Annotated in this window: 18 protein-coding genes and 1 other RNA gene; 3 read left to right on the top strand and 16 right to left on the bottom strand. The window is 62.1% G+C overall.

What is annotated here, in order from left to right; all coding sequences use genetic code 11:
* Window positions 1-21: 21 nt before the first annotated feature.
* The 3 genes from PMI15_RS16400 to PMI15_RS16390 form a co-directional block, all read right to left on the bottom strand.
* The gene (locus tag PMI15_RS16400; protein WP_007871488.1) at window positions 22-1,368 is read right to left on the bottom strand and encodes an efflux RND transporter periplasmic adaptor subunit; all 1,347 of its coding nucleotides are present in this window, start codon (window positions 1,366-1,368) and stop codon (window positions 22-24) included.
* A gap of 265 nt (window positions 1,369-1,633) precedes the next feature.
* Window positions 1,634-2,116, bottom strand: coding sequence for a ribonuclease HI (gene rnhA / locus PMI15_RS16395; protein ID WP_007871486.1), 483 nt, complete (start codon window positions 2,114-2,116; stop codon window positions 1,634-1,636).
* A 72-nt stretch (window positions 2,117-2,188) separates the two neighbouring features.
* Window positions 2,189-3,007 (bottom strand): class I SAM-dependent methyltransferase, encoded by an 819-nt coding sequence (locus PMI15_RS16390; RefSeq protein WP_007871484.1) that lies wholly within the window; start codon window positions 3,005-3,007, stop codon window positions 2,189-2,191.
* Window positions 3,008-3,021: 14 nt separating this feature from the next.
* Here PMI15_RS16390 and gloB point away from each other — a divergent pair, with 14 nt between their 5' ends.
* Window positions 3,022-3,792, top strand: coding sequence for a hydroxyacylglutathione hydrolase (gene gloB / locus PMI15_RS16385; RefSeq protein ID WP_007871482.1), 771 nt, complete (start codon window positions 3,022-3,024; stop codon window positions 3,790-3,792).
* Window positions 3,789-5,366: a transglycosylase SLT domain-containing protein gene (locus tag PMI15_RS16380; protein ID WP_007871480.1), complete on the top strand. Its 1,578-nt coding sequence runs from the start codon at window positions 3,789-3,791 to the stop codon at window positions 5,364-5,366. The genes gloB and PMI15_RS16380 overlap by 4 nt, the downstream gene beginning before the upstream one ends.
* Window positions 5,367-5,390: 24 nt before the next feature.
* Here the strand turns inward: PMI15_RS16380 and PMI15_RS24425 are convergent, their stop codons facing one another.
* The 8 genes from PMI15_RS24425 to dnaX all read right to left on the bottom strand — a co-directional run bounded on the left by PMI15_RS24425 (window position 5,391) and on the right by dnaX (window position 12,174).
* Complete coding sequence (locus PMI15_RS24425) at window positions 5,391-5,543, bottom strand: DUF3096 domain-containing protein (protein WP_007871478.1); 153 nt, start codon at window positions 5,541-5,543, stop codon at window positions 5,391-5,393.
* 111 nt (window positions 5,544-5,654) lie between these two features.
* Window positions 5,655-6,494 carry an ABC transporter permease gene (locus PMI15_RS16375; RefSeq protein WP_007871476.1) on the bottom strand — a complete coding sequence of 280 codons (840 nt, stop codon included), beginning with the start codon at window positions 6,492-6,494 and terminating at the stop codon, window positions 5,655-5,657.
* 2 nt (window positions 6,495-6,496) lie between these two features.
* Window positions 6,497-7,324 carry an ABC transporter ATP-binding protein gene (locus PMI15_RS16370; protein WP_007871462.1) on the bottom strand — a complete coding sequence of 276 codons (828 nt, stop codon included), beginning with the start codon at window positions 7,322-7,324 and terminating at the stop codon, window positions 6,497-6,499.
* A gap of 242 nt (window positions 7,325-7,566) precedes the next feature.
* Window positions 7,567-8,616, bottom strand: a complete 1,050-nt coding sequence (locus PMI15_RS16365; RefSeq protein ID WP_007871461.1) for an ABC transporter substrate-binding protein — start codon at window positions 8,614-8,616, stop codon at window positions 7,567-7,569.
* A 137-nt stretch (window positions 8,617-8,753) separates the two neighbouring features.
* Window positions 8,754-9,167, bottom strand: coding sequence for an MAPEG family protein (locus PMI15_RS16360; protein ID WP_007871460.1), 414 nt, complete (start codon window positions 9,165-9,167; stop codon window positions 8,754-8,756).
* 44 nt (window positions 9,168-9,211) lie between these two features.
* Window positions 9,212-9,838, bottom strand: a complete 627-nt coding sequence (gene recR, locus PMI15_RS16355) for a recombination mediator RecR (RefSeq protein ID WP_007871459.1) — start codon at window positions 9,836-9,838, stop codon at window positions 9,212-9,214.
* 117 nt (window positions 9,839-9,955) lie between these two features.
* Window positions 9,956-10,279, bottom strand: a complete 324-nt coding sequence (locus PMI15_RS16350; RefSeq protein WP_007871458.1) for a YbaB/EbfC family nucleoid-associated protein — start codon at window positions 10,277-10,279, stop codon at window positions 9,956-9,958.
* A 62-nt stretch (window positions 10,280-10,341) separates the two neighbouring features.
* Complete coding sequence (gene dnaX, locus PMI15_RS16345; protein ID WP_007871457.1) at window positions 10,342-12,174, bottom strand: DNA polymerase III subunit gamma/tau; 1,833 nt, start codon at window positions 12,172-12,174, stop codon at window positions 10,342-10,344.
* A 101-nt stretch (window positions 12,175-12,275) separates the two neighbouring features.
* On the opposite strand from dnaX, the gene ffs reads away from it, so the two are divergent.
* Window positions 12,276-12,372: signal recognition particle sRNA small type (gene ffs, locus PMI15_RS24090), an RNA gene on the top strand.
* A gap of 98 nt (window positions 12,373-12,470) precedes the next feature.
* On the opposite strand, the gene PMI15_RS24420 is transcribed toward ffs, so the two are convergent.
* The 5 genes from PMI15_RS24420 to PMI15_RS16320 form a co-directional block, all read right to left on the bottom strand.
* On the bottom strand, window positions 12,471-14,393 hold the full coding sequence (locus PMI15_RS24420) for an ATP-dependent helicase (protein ID WP_007871455.1): 1,923 nt from the start codon (window positions 14,391-14,393) through the stop codon (window positions 12,471-12,473).
* The gene (locus PMI15_RS16335) at window positions 14,390-16,297 is read right to left on the bottom strand and encodes an ATP-dependent endonuclease (protein WP_007871444.1); all 1,908 of its coding nucleotides are present in this window, start codon (window positions 16,295-16,297) and stop codon (window positions 14,390-14,392) included. Before PMI15_RS16335 ends, PMI15_RS24420 begins: the two co-directional genes overlap by 4 nt.
* Window positions 16,298-16,620: 323 nt before the next feature.
* Window positions 16,621-17,097, bottom strand: coding sequence for a low molecular weight protein-tyrosine-phosphatase (locus PMI15_RS16330; protein WP_007871418.1), 477 nt, complete (start codon window positions 17,095-17,097; stop codon window positions 16,621-16,623).
* Between the two features lie 12 nt (window positions 17,098-17,109).
* Window positions 17,110-17,391 carry a hypothetical protein gene (locus tag PMI15_RS16325; protein WP_007871416.1) on the bottom strand — a complete coding sequence of 94 codons (282 nt, stop codon included), beginning with the start codon at window positions 17,389-17,391 and terminating at the stop codon, window positions 17,110-17,112.
* 32 nt (window positions 17,392-17,423) lie between these two features.
* A complete protein-coding gene (locus PMI15_RS16320; protein ID WP_007871414.1) occupies window positions 17,424-18,755 on the bottom strand; it encodes a TIGR03862 family flavoprotein in 1,332 nt (443 codons plus the stop codon).
* Window positions 18,756-18,757 lie beyond the last annotated feature (2 nt).

Below are 18,757 nucleotides of genomic sequence, written 5' to 3'. Positions count from 1 at the left end.
CTATGAAACCGGGCCGGCCGCTCAGGTAGGGTCGCGCGCCGGCGGGCCTGACGGACTGCGCTCGGCCGGTGTGATGCTGCGCACCGGCACCAGGCCCCGCGGGGCCTCGGACACCACGATGCCGCAGGGGTTGGGGCCGGACAGCGGCGCCTGGGCCGCGGGCTCCGCCGCGGCGGCCTTTATCGGAGCGGCCGCGGAGGCGGAAGCGCCCGCTGCCGGAGCGGCGGCTTTTGCGTTGCCCGCGCGGGCCGAAGCACCCGCGGCCAGGTCCACCACGGTCACCAGCGTGCCGTCGCGCTGCACGCGCTGCTGGCCGGCCGAGACCACGGTGTCGCCGGCCTCCAGGCCTTCAAGAATCTCGACCTTGCCCGGGCTGCGCAGGCCGACCTTGACTTCCACGCGTTTGGTCGTACGGGTCTGCTCGTTCGGGCCTTCCAGCAGCTTGATGACGAACTGCCGGCCGCCCTGCGGAACAATGGCTTCCTCGGGGACCACGCGGGCGTTCTCGCGCACGCCGAAAACGGTGTTGACGCGGGCGAACATGCCCGGACGCAGCTGCAGCTGGCGGTTGTCTATGCAGCCGCGCACGCCTATGGAGCGGCCGTTGGCGTCGATCAGGGGGTCTATGGCCTGGATCTGCGCGTTGTACTTGCGGCCTGGCAAGGCGTCGATGTCGAGCACGGCCGTCTGCCCGCGCTTGACCTTGTTCTGGAAGCGCTCTGGCAGGCGGAAGTCGACAAAAATCGCCTCGATGTCCTCGATGTTGACGATGTCCGCGCCGTCCTTGAGGTAGTCGCCCACGTTGACCAGGCGTATGCCGGCAATGCCGTCAAAAGGCGCGAGGATTTTGAGGCGGGCCGCGGTGGCCTTGGCCAGCGACAGCTTGGCTTCGGCCACCTGCAGGTTGGCCGCGCTTTCATCGAGGGAGCGCTGGCTGATGAAGTTTTGCGCCACCAGTTCCTGGTTGCGCTTCTGGTTGGCCCGGGCGATGGAGAGTTCGGCCTGGCTTTGCTGCACCTGGGCCAGCGGCAGCTGGTCGTCGAACTGCACCAGCAGCTGGCCTTTGCGCACACGCTGGCCGTCGGTGAAATTGAGCTGGGTGATGCGCCCGCTGACCTCGGGCCGCAAGACCACGCCGCGGCGTGAACGCAGGCTGCCCACGGCTTGCGTGTCGTCCGACAGCCGGGCCAGTTCCACTTTGGCGGCTTCCACCGTGACCGGTTTCCCCGCATTGGCGCCATTGCCGGAGGCTGAAGGCGCGGCACCTGCGGCATCCGGCGCCTTGGGTTTCTGGAGCCACCAGGCAGCGCCCGATGCGACCGCAATGCCCGCGACGGCGACAGCTGTGTAGATTGCTTTGGATGCCATGGGGAAGGAACTTGTAATACAAAGAGATACAAACTTCCAATGTAGCAGGACACCATGGCGCGCGCAGCCTTTTCTCGCCCCTGCCAGGGGCAAGCGCTGTAGCTTTACAACGGCTTTACCAAAGGCCTGCGATGCCCGTGGGGCGGATGCTACGTACGCTTATGGTGCGTGCCGGAACGCGGGCATTTGCGCCGGCCATCCCTGCTTGGTGCGCATTTTTTCGCGCATGTTCCCGCCGTGGCCCGGGGCCCACCCCAGACGCTTGTTACAAGCGGCCCAGCGCGCGTTCCACGCCCTTGTTGGCCAGCGCATCGGCACGCTCGTTGCCGGGATCGCCGGCATGGCCCTTGACCCAGCGCCAGTCGATCTTGTGGCCGCTGCCGCTGACCAGCGCGTCCAGGCGCTGCCACAGGTCCACGTTCTTGACGGGCGCCTTGGCCGCCGTGCGCCAGCCCCTGGCCTTCCAGCCGTGGATCCACTCGGTGATGCCCTTGCGCACGTACTCGCTGTCGAGGTACAGGGTCACGCTGCAGGGCCGCTTGAGGGCCGCCAGGGCCTCGATGACGGCCGTCATTTCCATGCGGTTGTTGGTGGTGCCCAGTTCGCCGCCGAACAGTTCTTTCTGGGTGCCGCCCTGGGACAGCAGCACACCCCAGCCACCGGGGCCGGGATTACCCTTACATGCGCCGTCGGTGTAGATCACGACGGGCTGTGGTGTGGCGGCTGGGCTGGTGGATAAATCGGTCATGCGTTTGTGCTGCTTATGAAAAAACACCGGGCCTTACAGCACCCGGCGGTTGAAAAAGAAAAAAAGGCCCGCTCAAACAGGCGGCCGCAGCCGGACGGCCGGCTCCTTGTTGGCCACCGCGGCTGGCGCCGCGGCCGGGGCCTTGCGCGCCTTCCAGGCGGGCTCCAGCAGCCGCACGCCGCGCACGCGCTTGATCGCCGCGAGAAAGTACACGGCGCCGAAGATGGGCCACCAGCGCGCGCCTGCCGCGTCCATCCATTCGAAGCGGTCCAGCCAGGCCTGGCTAGTCAGCGCCGGGCGGTAGCAGCCGAAGCGCCCCGACTCTACCTCAAAGTCCAGCAGCCTCAGCCAGTCGCGCAGCCGCCAGTAGCCGATGAATTCGCCCGTCTTGGGCAGAAACAGGCTGTCGTAGCCCCAGCGCTGGTACAGGTGGCCGCGCCGCTGGCGCAGGCCCCAGAGGCTGGTGGGATTGAGCCCGCTGATGACCACGCGGCCCTCGGGCACCAGCACCCGACTGACCTCGCGCAGGGTGGCATGCGGGTCGCGGCTGAGCTCCAGCGTGTGCGGCAGCACCACCAGGTCCAGGCTGCTTTCCGGAAACGGCAGCGCCCCCGAGTCGGTCAGCAAGGCCGCGCGCCGGGAACTTGCCGCGGGGGCGCCGGTCGCACCATCACCGCGCGCGGGCAAGCCAGGCACGGACTCCAGCGCCAGCCATTTGTGCGGCATGCGGTTGGCCTGCAGCGCATCGAGTTCCGGCAGGCCCAATTGCAGGGCGTGGTAGCCGAAGACGTCGCTGACGGCCTGGTCGAAATGCGCGCGTTCCCAGTCCAGCAGGTAAGCGCCGGGCGGCGTCGCCAGCCAGTCCGTCAAACCTATAATTTCAGAGCTCATCGAGATACCGCAACATGTATTTGATCCCCATCCCCGCCTTCAATGACAACTACCTCTGGTTGTTGCATGACGGCAAGCGCGCCCTGGTCGTGGACCCGGGAGATGCCGGGCCGGTGCAGCGCGCCCTGGATGAGCACGCATTGCAACTGGAGTCGATTCTAGTCACGCACCACCACGCGGACCACACGGGCGGTGTGGACGCCCTGCGCGAAGCGACCGGCGCCCAGGTCTGGGGTCCAGGCGCCGAGCGCATTCCACAGCCTTATACGCACCTTAAAGGTGGCGACACTGCGCGCGCCCTCGGCCTTGAATTCCAGGTGATAGACGTACCGGGCCACACGGCCGGCCACATCGCCTACTATGCACCCGAGGTCAACGGCAAGCCCCTGCTGTTCTGCGGCGACACGCTGTTCTCGGGCGGCTGCGGGCGTTTGTTTGAAGGCACGCCCGCCCAGATGCTAGCCTCGCTCGACAAGCTCGCCGCCCTGCCCGGCAACACCGTGGTCTGCTGCACCCATGAATACACGCTGTCCAACCTGCGCTTTGCCATGGCCGTGGAGCCCGGCAACGCGGAACTGGCGGCCTATCAGGCGAAATGCATCCGCCTGCGCGAGCAAGGAATGCCAACCCTGCCGAGCTCGATTGCGCAGGAACTGCTGGTTAACCCCTTTTTGCGAACCCGGCAAGCCACTATCATGCAGGCTGCCCGGCACTTTGATGCGTCGGCCCATGACGACACCACCGTATTTGCCGCCATCCGGCAGTGGAAAAACCAATTCAAATGACGCCACACTCCCGCACCACTGCAGTCGCCACTCTTTCGAGCTTTTCCGGCCCTTCGAATCCTTTCTCTTCCCCACTTTTTCGCCTTGCTTCGCTGGCCCTGGTGCTGGCGGCGGCGCTGCTCGCGGGCTGCGCCACGCAGGCGCCCGGCCTGCCCAGCGACCCGGTGCTGACCACCGGCGGCGCACCGGCCGCCAAGCCGCTGCTGCCCAGCGGCCCCCTGCAGGCCATTACGCCGGGCCAGGCCGGCTCGCACCAGAACGTCGCCTCCACCGAGCCGCCCAAGGAGCTCTGGGATCGCATACGCCGCGGCTTTGCCATGCCCGACCTGCAAAACGAGCTGGTGACCGACCGCGAGCAGTGGTATGCGAGCCGGCCCGACTACATCCAGCGCATGACCGAGCGCTCCAGCAAATACCTGTTCCACATTGTTGAGGAGCTCGAGCGCCGCCAGATGCCCACCGAGCTGGCCCTGCTGCCCTTCATCGAAAGCGCCTTCAACCCGCAGGCCGTCTCCAGCGCCAAGGCCGCCGGCATGTGGCAGTTCATGCCGGCCACCGGCAAGTATTTCGACCTGAAGCAAAACGCCTTCCGCGACGACCGCCGCGACGTGCTGGCCTCCACCCGCGCCGCGCTCGATTACCTGCAAAAACTCTACGGCATGTTCGGCGACTGGCACCTGGCGCTGGCCGCCTACAACTGGGGTGAAGGCAGCGTGGGCCGTGCCATCGCCAAAAACCAGCGGGCCGGCCTGGGCACCAGCTACTCCGACCTCAACATGCCGGCCGAAACCCGGCTCTACGTGCCCAAGCTTCAGGCCGTCAAGAACATCGTCGCCAACCCGCAGGCCTTTCGCACCGAGCTGCCGCTGATCGAGAACCACCCCTACTTCCAGCAGGTGCTGATCACCCGCGACATCGACGTGGCCCTGGCCGCGCGCCTGGCTGACGTCAAGATCGAGGACTTCAAGGCGTTGAATCCCTCGGCGCACCGCCCCGTCATCATCGCCGCCGGCACGCCGCAAATCCTGCTGCCCTGGGACAACGCCACGGTGTTCCAGCGCAACTTCGAGGCCTACAGCCAGGGCCAGTACGCAAGCTGGACGGCCTGGACCGCGCCCAGCACCATGAACGCGGCCGAGGCGGCACGCCGCACCGGCATGAGCGAGACCGACCTGCGCGGCGTCAACAACATCCCGCCACGCATGCTGATCAAGGCCGGCTCCACCCTGCTGGTGCCGCGCTCGGCCAAGGTCGAGAACGACGTCACCTCCCACATCGCCGACACCGCCCAGGTGTCTTTCGCACCCGAAGTCGTCACGCGGCGCACCACCGTAAAAGCCCGCAAGGGCGAATCGGTAGCGACCATTGCCAAGCGCTACGGCCTGAGCGCCGCCAATGTGGCCGAGTGGAACCACGTCAGCGCCTCCAGCGCCTTCAAGCTGGGCCACCCGGTGGTGGTCTTCCTGCCGGTCAAAAGCCATGCCGCCTCGGCCAGCCACGGCCGCGGCAAGGCCGGCGTCAAGGCCGTCAAGCGCGGCACGGCCAAGCCGGTCGTGAAAACCAAAAAGCGCTGAGGCCGCGCTTTCACGCCCCGGCTGCTAAAGCTTGAGCGTGCCCACGCCGAACAGGCCAACCAGGCCGATGACGATCAGGTAGATGGCCACGATGTAGTTGAGCAGGCGCGGGATGATCAGGATCAGGATGCCTGCGATCAGGGACATCAGCGGCCCTATGCTGAGCGAGAGGTTCATGGCGTTTTTCCTTGGAGGAGTAGTCCGGCCTCGACTTTAAGGACGCGCACCGCCCGGCGCTGTAGGACGGCAGGAAGTTTGCGGCACAGGGGAAAACGCCAGGGTTTTACGTCAGAGCTTTTCCGTCTCGCCGCTGCGCGGCTGCCACTTCATGAGGCGTTTTTCGAGCCGGCCCACAATGCCGTCGAGCACCAGCGCGAAGGCCGTCAGCACCACGATGCCGGCGAACACGGTGTTGACGTCAAACGTGCCCTCGGCCTGCAGGATCAGGTAGCCCACGCCGCGCGCCGAGCCCAGGTATTCACCCACCACCGCGCCCACAAAAGCCAGGCCCACCGAGGTGTGCAGGCTGGAGAACACCCAGCTGGTGGCGCTGGGCAGGTACACGGTGCGCAGCAGCTGGCGCTGGTTGGCGCCCAGCATGCGGGCATTGGCCAACACCACCGGGCTGACCTCCTTCACGCCCTGGTAAACGTTGAAGAACACGATAAAGAACACCAGCGTGACGGCCAGCGCCACCTTGCTCCAGATGCCCAGGCCCAGCCACAGCGAAAAGATAGGTGCCAGGATCACGCGCGGCATCGAATTGGCCGCCTTGATGTAAGGGTCCAGGATGGCGCTGGCCGTGGGCGCCAGTGCCAGCCACAGCCCGCAGGCCAGGCCCAGCACCGTGCCTATGCCAAAGGCCAGCACGGTCTCCAGCAAGGTGGTGCCCAGGTGCAGATAGATGTCGGCATTGCCCGGCAGCCCGTCGGGAAACAATGCACTGGGGCCGAAGCCGAAAGGCATGAACCAGCTCCAGACCCGGCCCGCCACCTTGATCGGTTCGCCCAGGAAAAACGCGATCTTCTGGTCGCGCGAAGCGGCGTGCCAGACCAGCAGGATGACGACCAGCAGGCCGACCTGCCAGGCGCGCAGGTTTTTTCCGGAAGGTTTCAGGGAAGACCACATACTCAGGCGGCCTTCTTCAATTGCTGCGCATAGCCCTTGAGCACCTCATCGCGCAGCACATTCCAGATCTGCGTGTGCAGTTCCACAAAGCGCGGATGGTGGCGCACCTCGGCCACATCGCGCGGGCGCGGCAGGTCGATGGCGAACTCGCCCATGGGATGCGTGCCCGGGCCGGCCGACAGCACGACCACGCGGTCGCTCATGGCGATGGCCTCGTCGAGGTCGTGGGTGATAAAAAGCACGGCCTTCTTTTTGGCGGCCCAAAGGGCCAGCACTTCGTTTTCCATGAGCTGGCGGGTCTGGATGTCCAGCGCGCTAAAGGGTTCGTCCATCAGGATGATGTCTGGATCCAGCGCCAGCACCTGGGCCAGCGCCGTGCGCTTGCGCATGCCGCCCGAGAGCTGGTGCGGGTAGCGGTCGCCGAACTCGGCCAGGCCCACGCGCTCCAGCCAACCCTGGGCCTGGCGACGTGCCTCCGCATCCGGAACCCCGCGGTACTGCAGGCCCATCATCACATTGGCCAGCGCACTGCGCCAGGGCATCAAGGCCTCGGTCTGGAACATATAGCCGGCGCGGGTGTTGATACCGGCCAGCGGCGCGCCGAAAACCTTCACCTCACCCGAAGAGGCCGCCAGCAGGCCGGCGCCTATATTGAGCAGCGTGGACTTGCCGCAGCCCGTAGGCCCCACGACCGAGACGAACTCGCCCGCGTTGATGCGCAAGGTGGTGTTGCTGACCGCGGTGTAACGCTGGCCCGCATCGTCGCGTGAGCGGAAGGTGCAGCTGATGTCGATCAGCTCGAGGGCGCAGGCGGTATCGGGTTCAGGCATGGCGGGAGCTTACAGCAAGCTGCCTGCGCGAGGCTGCTCAGGATCAAGGCAGAAATGAAAACTTGAGGCCCCATCTCTTCACCAGCAGGTGCCGCGGAACCGGCTTCGCCGGGCCGCAGGCGCAGCGGCCCCTCAGCGGGTTGTCTTCACCAGCAGGGGCCGCGGGACTGGCTTCGCCAGACCGCAGGCGCAGCGGCCCCCTCGGGGGGCAGGGAGCTACACGAAGTGAGCGACCGTGGGGGCTAAGCTTTAAATCGATCTTTGGCCCGTTTTGCAAACTCGTTGGTGTAAGTCTTGGCGATGTCTATCTTGTCGGCCCTGATGCTGGGGTCGAAGCTGGCCAGCGCCTTGAGCGCGGTGCGCGCGCCGTCGTCGGGAATGATGCCGTCCAGCGAAATCGACTCGCGCACCTTGTTAAAGGACGCCAGGTAGAGCGCGCGGTCGCCCAGCAGATAGCTCTCGGGCACGGTCTTGATGATGTCGCCCGGGCCGGCGGTCTGCAGCCACTTGAGGCCGTGCACGATGGCATTGGCCATGGCCTGGCAGGTGTTGGGATGCTTTTGCACAAACTCCAGCGGCGCGTAGAGGCAGCCCGCCGGCATGGAGCCGCCGAACACCTCGGTCGTGCCTTTAAGGGTGCGCGTGTCGCTGATGATCTTGACCTCGCCTTTTTGCTCCAGCATGGTCATCACCGGGTCGGTGTTGCTCATGGCGTCGATCTGGCCCGAGCGCAACGCGGTCAGCGCACCGGCCGCCGTGCCCACGCCGATAAAACTCACGTCGCTGGGCTTGAGGCCGGCGCGCGAAAGCACCAGGTTGGCCATCATATTGGTCGACGAACCCGGTGCCGACACGCCGATTCTTTTGCCCTTGAGGTCGGTCAGCGACTTGTAGTTGGGCAGGTTCTTGGTCGAGATGCCGAAGGCGATCTGCGGCGCCCTGCCCTGCAGCACAAAGGCCTGGAACATCTGGTTCTTGGCCTGCAGGTTGATGGTGTGCTCAAACGCGCCCGAGCACACGTCGGCCGAGCCGCCGACCACGGCCTGCAGCGCGCGCGCGCCGCCCGCGAAATCGCTGATCTCTATGTCCAGGCCCTCGGCCTTGAAGTAGCCCAGTTGTTCGGAAATCGTGAGCGGCAGGTAATAAAACGCGGCCTTGCCGCCCACGGCAATCGCGATCTTGCTTTTTTCGAGTTTGGGCTGGGCCCGCAGCGACGGAATTGCCAGCGTCGCCACGGCCAGCGCGGCGCCGCCGGCAAAGCCGCGGCGGGAAATCAGGGGTGGGCGGTTCATGCAAAGCCTCTTTTCTTGTGGATGGCAGAAGCTTATCGAGACGTAAAAAAGCCCGCATCGGTATCATCCCGTGCGGGTTTTTACCAAAAATGAGGCGTTGCGGTTACCAAAGGTTACGGCACGCGCCGCACCCTGCTTCAGCGGTAAGCCGAAAGAAGAATCAGGATGTTGATGAAGAGCGCGACGGCCCAGACCGCCGAGCGCGCCTTGGCCAGGTCGGCCACGTACATCATGATGTAGGCGATGCGTAGAAAGACGAACAGCAGCGCCATGATGTCCAGCCGCGTCTGCGCGGCCTGCAACATGTGCGCGATGATGACGGCCGCGAAGAAGAACGGCAGCGCTTCAAACGTATTCTGCTGCGCCGCGTTGGCGCGGCCGCGCCAGTCGGTCTGCTTGGCCAGCCAGCCGCGCGGGTTGTGGTTGTCAAAGCCGCCGTCGCGCCGGGGCGTGCTCATCATGCCGTACTTGGCGATCGCCGCGCAGGCGATCGGCAACAGCGCCGCGATCAGCACACACCAATAGGCAATGGTGAAACGTGCGAATGTCATGTTGGTTTTCCTTCCGTATGTTGTTGTGTTGTCGCGGGCGCCCCTCAGCGCCTGTCCACCAGCGCATGGGCAATCGTGCCCAGGTCCACGTATTCAAGTTCGCTGCCCACCGGCACGCCGCGCGCCAGGCGCGTGACCTGCACGCCGCGGCTTTTGAGCGCCTGGGCGATCACATGCGCCGTGGCTTCGCCCTCGGCCGTGAAGTTGGTCGCCAGGATCACCTCCTGCACCTCGCGTGACTCGGGCGGCAGCGCCTCGCCGCGGTCATCCTTGGGCACCACGCGGTCGAACAGCTTTTGCAGGCCTATGTCATTCGGGCCTATGCCGTCCAGCGGGCTCAGCTTGCCCATCAGCACAAAGTACAGGCCCTTGTAGGCCAGCGTGCGCTCCAGCGCCGCCTGGTCGGCCGGTGTCTCGACCACGCAGAGCTTGCTGCGGTCGCGCTGCGGGTTCGCGCAGGTGCTGCAGAGCTCCTGCTCGGTCAGTGTGTTGCACAGACTGCAGTGCCGCACGCTGCCCACCGCATGCTCGAGCGCGCGCGCGATCTGTAAGGCGCCCGGCTTGTCGTGCTGCAGCAGGTGAAAAGCCATGCGCGCGGCCGACTTGGCGCCCACACCCGGCAGCTTGCGCAGCGCCTGGGTCAGGCCTTCAAGAGCATTGGAGTCAGCCATACACCGGCCCCCACGTTCGCTCACTGCGTGTAGCTCTCTGCCCCCCGAGGGGGCGCTGCGCCTGCGGTCTGGCAAAGCCAGTCCCGCGGCCCCTGCTTGTGAATGCGTAGACCAAAGCTAGAAGGGTAATTTCATGCCGGGGGGAAGGCCCGCGGTCAGCTTGCCCATTTTTTCCTGGCTGACTTCCTCGGCCTTGCGCACGGCAGCGTTGAAAGCCGCGGCCACCAGGTCTTCCAGCATGTCCTTGTCGTCGGCCAGCAGGCTGGGGTCAATCTCGATACGCTTGACGTCGTGCTTGCAGGTCATGGTGACCTTTACCAGGCCCGCGCCGGCCTCGGCCGTCACTTCCACAAAAGCCAGTTCGTCCTGGGCTTTCTTGATGTTGTCCTGCATGGCCTGCGCCTGCTTCATGAGGCCTGCGAGTTGTCCTTTGTTAAACATGGATTTTTCCTTCTGAGTCTTTGAATCGGGGTTTGTGTTTCGTCACTCGAACATGGGTTTGATCATATCGACTTGGCCGCGAGCGGCCGTATGCTGCCGGGGACAATTTTCGCCCCCCAGTCGCGCATCATGTCCTGCACCAGGGGGTCGTTCTGGATCATTTCTTCGGCCGCGCGCTGGCGCTCGGCCGCCGCGGCGCCATTGCGGCGCGCCGGGGTGTCGGTGACCGGGCCGACCTCCACCGCGAGCTTGAGAGCGGGGTCGCCCACATGCGTCTGCAGCGCGGCCTGCAGCTTTTCGCGCGCGGCCGCCTGGTTCAGCGATTCGCGCTCCACGCGCAGCGTCCACAGGCTGCCGTCCTGGCTGCGCAGCTCGGACTGCAGGCCCAGCTCGCGCGTGAGCGCCGCCACGGCCTCGGCCGCGACCAGCTGGTTGACCGTCTGGCCCCAGGCTTCGCCCAGCGGCACGGGCACCAGCGGAGGGGGTGTGGTGGAAGGCGCGCTGGCTGGCGGGCGCGGCTGTGGCGGCGCAGCCTGCGCAGGCTCAGGCATGGCCGGGGCGCTGGCGTTGAAATAGGGTGCGGGCTGCGCGCGCTCGGCCTGCGCGGCGGGCGCTGGAGGCGCCACAGGCGGCCTTCTTTCAACAGCCGGCGCAAGCGATGCTGCCGGCGCGGGAGCGGCAGCCGCAGGCATGGGGGCCGGCGCGGGCGCAGCGGCCCGCGCGACCTCAGGCTGAGGCTTTTTTCCGGGCTCGGCGGCACCCCCCGCATGGCTGGGGGCGGCCGAAGCCGAGGGCTTGAAGGCCAGCAGGCGCAGCAACACCATGGTCAGGCCCGCGTATTCGTCGGGCGCCAGGCCCAGCTCGCCGCGGCCATGCAGGCACAGGCTGTAGAGCAACTGGGTTTCGTCGGCCGGCAGCGCGCGCGCCAGCCGCGCCGTCTCGGCGATGTCCGGGTCGGCATCGTCGCCGCCCTCGCCCATCTCCGGCACGGCCTGCAGCACCGCCATACGCTGCAGCACCGTCGTCATTTCCTCCAGCGTGGAGGCCGCGCTCAGGCCGTTAAGCCGCAGCGCCTCCGAGGTTTCCACCACCGTCTTGCCGTCGCCGCGCGCCAGCGCGTCCAGCAGGCGATACACATAGCTGCGGTCCACGCTGCCCAGCATAGTGCGCACGCTGGCTTCCTCGAGCGAGCCCGAGCCAAAGGCAATCGCCTGGTCGGTCAGCGAGAGCGCGTCGCGCATGGAGCCGCGCGCCGCGCGCGCCAGCAGGCGCAGCGCCTGCGGCTCGGCCGGCACGTTTTCCACGCCCAGCACCTGCGTCAAATGTTCGAGCACCGTCTCGGGCGCCATGGGCCGCAGGTTGAACTGCAGGCAGCGCGACAGCACCGTGGCCGGCACCTTCTGCGGGTCGGTCGTGGCCAGCACGAACTTCAGGTATTCGGGCGGCTCCTCCAGCGTCTTGAGCATGGCGTTGAAGGCCGTGTTCGTGAGCATGTGGACTTCGTCGATCATGAAGACCTTGAAGCGGCCCACCACAGGTTTGTAAACCGCCTGCTCCAGCAGCTGCGCGATTTCATCGACACCGCGATTGGACGCCGCATCCAGCTCGGTGTAGTCCACAAAACGGCCGCTGTCGATGTCGGTGCAGGCCTGGCACACACCGCAGGGCGTGGCCGTGATACCGCCCTGCCCGTCCGGGCCCAGGCAGTTCAGCGACTTGGCCAGGATGCGCGAAATCGTCGTCTTGCCCACGCCCCGCGTGCCGGTAAACAGGTAAGCATGGTGCAAGCGCTGCGTCGCCAGCGCATTGCCCAGAGCCTGCACCACATGCGACTGCCCCACCATTTCAGAGAAATTCTTGGGGCGGTATTTGCGGGCTAGGACGAGATAGGACATCCAGGCATTCTAATTTGCAGAAGCTGGGGTTTCGGAGGCGTTTGCCAGACTATGTTCCCCACGAAGCAAGGGTCATTCCCAAGTCCCTTACAATCGAGGGCGACGGGCCTTCCCGCATGGTAAAGCGGCCAACCGGGTCAGGTGGGGAACCAAGCAGCCCTAACTGTGGAGCCAGTGCCGGGGTCAAGGCTCGTCACCTTATTCATTTCAACCTGCAGTTCTTGCGGGTTTCGAGCCTAAAGCGGCTTCTCGCTGCGGTTTTGTACCACTGGAGACAGATGCCCGGACACGGTCGGTCAGCTCGTTGAAACGACTTCCATCTCCGTTAAAAATCTAGAGGGGCTTTTGGCATACCCCCTATATCTCCCGGCATAGCTCAGGGTTAAGGATTTCATGCATCGAGTAATTGCAACAAAGCAATTCCGTCGCTCCTCCTCCATTTCCGGACTAGCGTTACCTTTATTCTTGCTTTGAAATGAAGGCAGGATGTCTTCAGCTAAGCCGACGATGTATACGTGATCAAACTCGTTTCCTTTTGAGCCATGTATCGTCAAAAGTGGTAGTACTCCATTCATCAATGGAGGCTCTTTAGAGCGCATTTCAAGCTCTTGCAAGAAAGAATCAAGCCCCGCACCTGCACCGGAAGACGACGCAATTTCCTTCGAAAGCTCAGTCCAAGCTCTACGATCCTCATCGAACAAAGGATACTCTCGCTCAAAAACCTCCTTTTGCTCTTGAAAATGGCTGACTATTATTCGAATGAACTTCCGGTAATCCAGACGCTCTGCAAGTTGCGAGTTGATGGCTTCAACAATTGCCCGACCTGGGAGGGTTAGCTGTGTACTTTGGGCTGCTTCTGTCGCCCAACTACGAAGTAGATCACCATGGGTCGCCGACGCCTGGGCCGATGCTGAGTCAAGATCAATATCTAGGGACAAGAGCTTATTGCTAGCCTCCGCAAAGACTTGAAAGGCTCGTTGATCCGATCTACGGTTAGCCAGGTTAAGGGCGCCTTGAAGCCACGCGTAAGGAAGGCTTGCAAAGCTATCGCGACGTTGGGCTATCTGAGCGGGAATGCCCTCGTCATGCAAGGCTTCTCGCGCTTTTTCCAAGAGCGCTTTGGTCCTTGCAATCAGCGCCACAGAACCTAAATGCGCACGGTGCCGCGAAGCGATATCTCGAGCAATTTCTCTGGCTTCATCGGTATCAGTTGCAAAAGACAGTACGCGAACCTCCTCCGCTACTGCTGTATCTGTACGTCCAACCTCTAATGGACTTTTACCAGGTGCACGTAATCTGTTATGGGTTACCAGATTGTTGGCCAACTGAACCACCGAAGCAGGACACCGAAAGTTTGTCGGCATCTGAAAACGCTCTGGGTCGAAATCCGATTGAAATTGCTCAAGACGCTGATGACTTGCGCCATTCCATTGATAGATGATTTGATCATCATCCGCAACGGCAAAAACATTTTTGTAGTCAGTCGAGGCGAAGGCGCGAAGAAGTTTGTATTGCCCTTCATTTGCGTCTTGAAATTCATCTAAACACAAGTATTTGTAATTTGAGGAATACTTTCGAGCAACTGTTGGAAAAACTTTAAAGAGAGCATGCGCCTTATAGATAAGGGCCGGGAAATCCACTGCATTTTCTGTCGTCAGAAAATCATCGTATGCCTTATAGGCTTGAGAAATGGCAATACCTTGCAGCTCACTAGAAAAAAATCTTTCAGATTCATCAGGAGAGACCAAAAGATCGCGAAGACGATCAAGCATAGGGAGAATTTTCTCTCGCGGGATTTCTGGATTCACGTCAGCAACAGACAATGCGCGATTGAGCATCAGTAACCTGTCAGACATTGACGAGTAGATTTTAAAATCGGTTTTGAGCCCAATTAGTGATCCACTTTGTCGCAAGACTTCACAGGCGAACGAATGAAATGTACCTATGAATAGCCTGTCCTCCGCGTCAGGAATTATTTCCAGTATCCGGCTGCGCATCTCGTCAGCAGCACGATTCGTAAAAGTCAAAGCGAGAATTCTCCAGCGACTTTGTGGAGACTCGACCAGGAGTTTGGATATCCTGGCTGTAAGAACCCGTGTTTTTCCTGAGCCTGGACCAGCCAGCAACAAGAAGGCCCCATCGCCCCACCCAGCCGCGTGACGCTGAACAGGGGTTAGCGAAGCCAAAAGGTCCCCCAGCCGTTTCTCGGCTTCGGTCATGCTATTTCTCCCAGATTTTTGAATAGTTCGGTGAACTTGGGAGGAATAGTAATGTCCGACCCGGACAATCGAATGTTTCGTGCCAAGCGCACAGCAGTCTCTTCTTTGTGGTCCGCAGCAAATGCCAACAAATCGGCGTCTGTATCAGGCACGCTACCGTCCAACTCATGAATAGCAGCAACCATAAGCGGGCGAAATGTGCTTCCGATCAAATACTGCTCCAGATCTTGTCCCTTCGGAAGCTGCACCACCCGATCAGAAATCTGCTGAGGCAAAAACCGTTTACTTAATAACTGAGCAATATGATCATCCCCTCCCTGGTCGCCATCACAGATCATCGCCCACTCAAATCCGAATGCTCTTGCAAGCGTCGCAAAAGCACCGCTAGAACCATTATTCTGATAGTCGATAACGGAAATTCCATATGCATCCAACGGCACTCCCAGTTTCTCACCAATAGCGCCCAAGATGGCGTACTCGGATTGCCCCTCACACAAAATCCATTTTCGCGCAAAGAAAATTTCTCCCCGAATACGCTTTGCCCAACTTTCTAGGCGACCAATTTCATCGTCACCCACAAAATTAATGCTTTCATCCTTCAGCTTCCGTAGGGCGGCGTGATTTTCAGTTGCGTTCTGAGGGTCCACGAAGCACATAAGTAACTCTCTAAACGTCGCCTCCTCCAATACTCCTTGGCAGGTCAGAACCCCTTGTATCTCATCGTACGAAAGGAGCGCCGGATATTTAGTAACAACAGCATTAAGGCCGGCAGCATTACTTAATTTGGTGGAGAAAATCTGCTCAATTCGATAACCTTTAGGCCCTTCGGCCCCTCGCCGCAAAATAATCAAGTCCTTCAGCGGAACATTCTGAACAAAATAAGGAGAGTGAGTCGTAATAATTTTCTGCCCGGGAAGCGTCACGACTGACTCCCAAAGCGCCCGACAAGCCTGAGGGTGCAGATGAGCTTCTGGTTCTTCGAGCGTGAGAATGGGTGTGCTGTCAGCCGTATATGTCTCTTCCAACATATTTTCAATGTAGGCTCGAAATAAAAACATGACGGCTAAGCTTTGAACTCCATTCCCGTGACGTCCTATAGGAAGCCAGGGGTCCGCAGCCTTACCTTGCACTATTAGTTCTGAGCGACTAATGATGTCCCAAAGATTTATTGGGACTGCTCTAACGTCCACATTTCCAGCCGCACCAATTGCAATAACGTTACTTATAGAGCGGAGCGTATTCTTAATACTTTCAAGCTTAGGATCAGCTGCTAACAATTCGGTGTTTAGGGCAGCAAACTTTCCTTCCAGATCATCGGATTTTGCTTTATCAATATCTATCGATTTAAGCAGGGAGCCCCAAAAACGAGAGCGACCGCCAAACTCTACAGATGCATCTCTCATAGCTCCCATCGAGAAGCAAGGCACATAATCAAAAAAACTCGAAAGATTTTGGTTACGGGCACCCTTTCCCGCATAAGGATCGCCAACGCTGTTTAAAAATTGCCACTCTGGCTCCACCGATTTAGTAACCTCAGCAAATTTACACCGGACTCGCATCTCAATGGCATTTAAGGCAGTTTTTGGGTCTGTTTGAGTAATATCGAGAAGCGACCCGGTAATGTTCTCAGGCCACTCGTGAGCGACCTTTTCCGCGAATCCCAATGTGACCTCTATGACCTCCTGCTTTGAATCTGCTCCTGGCAAAGTCGTGCGAAAGTCATACTCGTTAAATCCAGTGTTTCCTGATTTCCCCCACCTGCGTCCCAGCGCAATTTTTACCGCATCCAATACCGCACTTTTACCCGCGTTGTTTTCCCCAATGATTACGGCGTTACCTCTGATTGGCAGACGTAAGCTTTGAATGCAGCGAAAATCCTTAATAGCTATCGATGTCAAATTCATGCCGCATCCCTGCCTTTTCACCTAGTTGTGACGACATGTTATGGCAGCACCGGGGCCGCGTCGAGCAATGGTTCTGGGACTATTACCAAGAGACGTCTGCTTTTCCCATAAGCAGTCCCGAGGTAGCGCGTTGGTTGATGTGATCTGAGTCTCGCTGTGACACCTCGTTGTATCACTTGATTAAAGAGGCCCCGCTGGAACCTGCATGGATACCATGCTTTATGTTTTTAAGAGCGATGTTCGAAAAAATCCCTTGCAGGGTTAACCAGTAACACGTCGCTGAGTACCGGGATTGCAAATCCGGTTAGCCAGATGCTGTCCCGCTACAGCCGCTGCTCCACATGCCGCATCAGCCCCTCGCAAGCATCCTCCACCAGGTCCAGCACATGCTCAAAGCCGTCCTTGCCGCCGTAGTAGGGATCGGGCACCACCGGGCTGTCATGCTTTAAACAAAACTCCGTGAGCCTGCGCACTTTATGCAAATACGTCGCAGGGCATTCTTCCTGGATCAAAGCCAGGTTGTCCCAGTCCATGGCCAGGATCAAATCGTGGCGCTCGAAATCCGCGCCCGAAATCTGCCGAGCCCTCAGGCCCGAAAGGTCATAGCCCCGCCCGGCGGCATGCGCCTGGGAGCGCTCATCGGGCGGGTTGCCGGGGTGGTAGTTGTGGGTGCCGGCCGAATCGACTTGCACCTGGTGGCCGAGGCCGCGTTCCATGACTTTGTGCTGGAACACGCCATGGGCCGTGGGGCTGCGGCAGATGTTGCCCATGCAGACAAAGAGGATGGAATAGGGCTTCATCGGCCTGTGCCCTTACCTGGCAGCCTCTTCAATCGCCTCGGTGGTCTGCAGCGCATGCTGGGCAATCTGCGCCGAGGCCAGGGCCAGCGAGGCGAGCGCGTAGGTGCCGCTGATGATGCCCTTGTAAGCCACTTCGGCCGCGATGGCGTCCTGGCCCAGGCCTTCGGTGGCGGCGATGATGCAGGCCTCCACACTATCGAGGCCGGCGTCGCCGTAAAGGTCTTCGCCTTCGTAGCTCACGCGGTATTCAAATTCGTCCTGCATCATGGGTTCGATGTGGAAACGGACAATCATGGTGGTCCTCTCTTCTCCAGAGTGATGAATCATCAAAGGCCGAAATGCGCAATAACCCCCTGCCCCGCCAGGCGGCCGCTGGCAAAGCAGGCGGTCAACAAATAGCCGCCGGTGGGCGCTTCCCAGTCCAGCATCTCGCCGGCGCAGAACACGGGCTGGCCTGGGCCCTGGAGGTTTTGCAACTGCAATTGCGAGCTCATGGCTTCGAACATCACGCCGCCCGCGGTGCTGATGGCTTCGTCCATGGGCCGGGGGGCGGTCACGCGCACCGGCAGGGCCTTGATGCCGGCGGCCAGGCGCGCCGGGTCGGCAATCGCGTCCTTGCCCAGCAGCTCATAGAGCATGGCGGCCTTGATGCCGTCCAGGTTGAGGCGGCTTTTCAGGTGGCTGGAGAGCGAACGCGAGCCGCGCGGATGCCGCACCTCGACCAGCACCTGCTCGAGTGATTTGTCCGGCAGCAGGTCCAGCATGAAGGTGGCGCTGCCGTGGGCGGCGATCTCGTCGCGCAGCAAACTGGACGCGGCATACACCAGGCTGCCTTCGACGCCGGTGGCGGTGGCGATGAACTCGCCCTTGCGGCTGAAGCTGCGGCCGCGGGAATCGGTGAAATGGATGGCGACGGATTTGAAGGGCTGGCCGGCGAAGCGGCTGGCGAAATGTTCGGTCCAGCCTGTGTTCGGCCGCGGGCTTTTGCCTATGAGCTCCTGCAAAAATTCGCGGCGGGTTTCGCCGGCATCGGCCACGGCCTCCTGCACTTGCGCGGGGCTGTCGGGCCGGGCAGCGACCTCAAAGCCGCAGTTCGAAGGCTGCAGCGGCGCGAGCGCGACGCCGCGCTCGGCCAGCAGCGGCACCCAGGCGCCGTCCGAGCCCAGGCGCGCCCAGCTGCCGCCGCCCAGCGCCAGCACCACGGCATCGGCCTGTACCCGCACTTCGCCGGCGGGGGTTGCGAATTTCAGCGCGCCGTCATCGGCCCAGCCCAGCCAGCGGTGCCGCATGGAAAACTTCACGCCGGCCTGGCGCAGGCGCTGCAGCCAGGCGCGCAGCAGCGGCGCGGCCTTCATGTCCTTGGGAAACACGCGGCCCGAGCTGCCGATAAAAGTCTCCACGCCCAGGGCTTCGGCCCAGGCGCGCAGCTCGGCGGGGCCGAAGGCGGCCAGCAGCGGCTGCAATTGCGCGGCGCGCTCGCCGTAACGGCCCACAAAGGCCTGCGGCGCCTCGGAATGCGTGAGGTTGAGCCCGCCTATGCCGGCCAGCAAAAACTTGCGGCCCACCGAGGGCATGGCGTCGTAGACCTCAACCTTCAGCGCCGCGCCGGCGCCGGCCAGGGCCTCGGCGGCCATCAGGCCGGCGGGCCCGCCGCCTATGA

Origin of the sequence: Polaromonas sp. CF318 (genome assembly GCF_000282655.1) — a bacterium.
Classification (GTDB): Bacteria; Pseudomonadota; Gammaproteobacteria; order Burkholderiales; family Burkholderiaceae_C; genus Polaromonas.
This window is presented reverse-complemented; position numbering and strand designations above follow the sequence as displayed.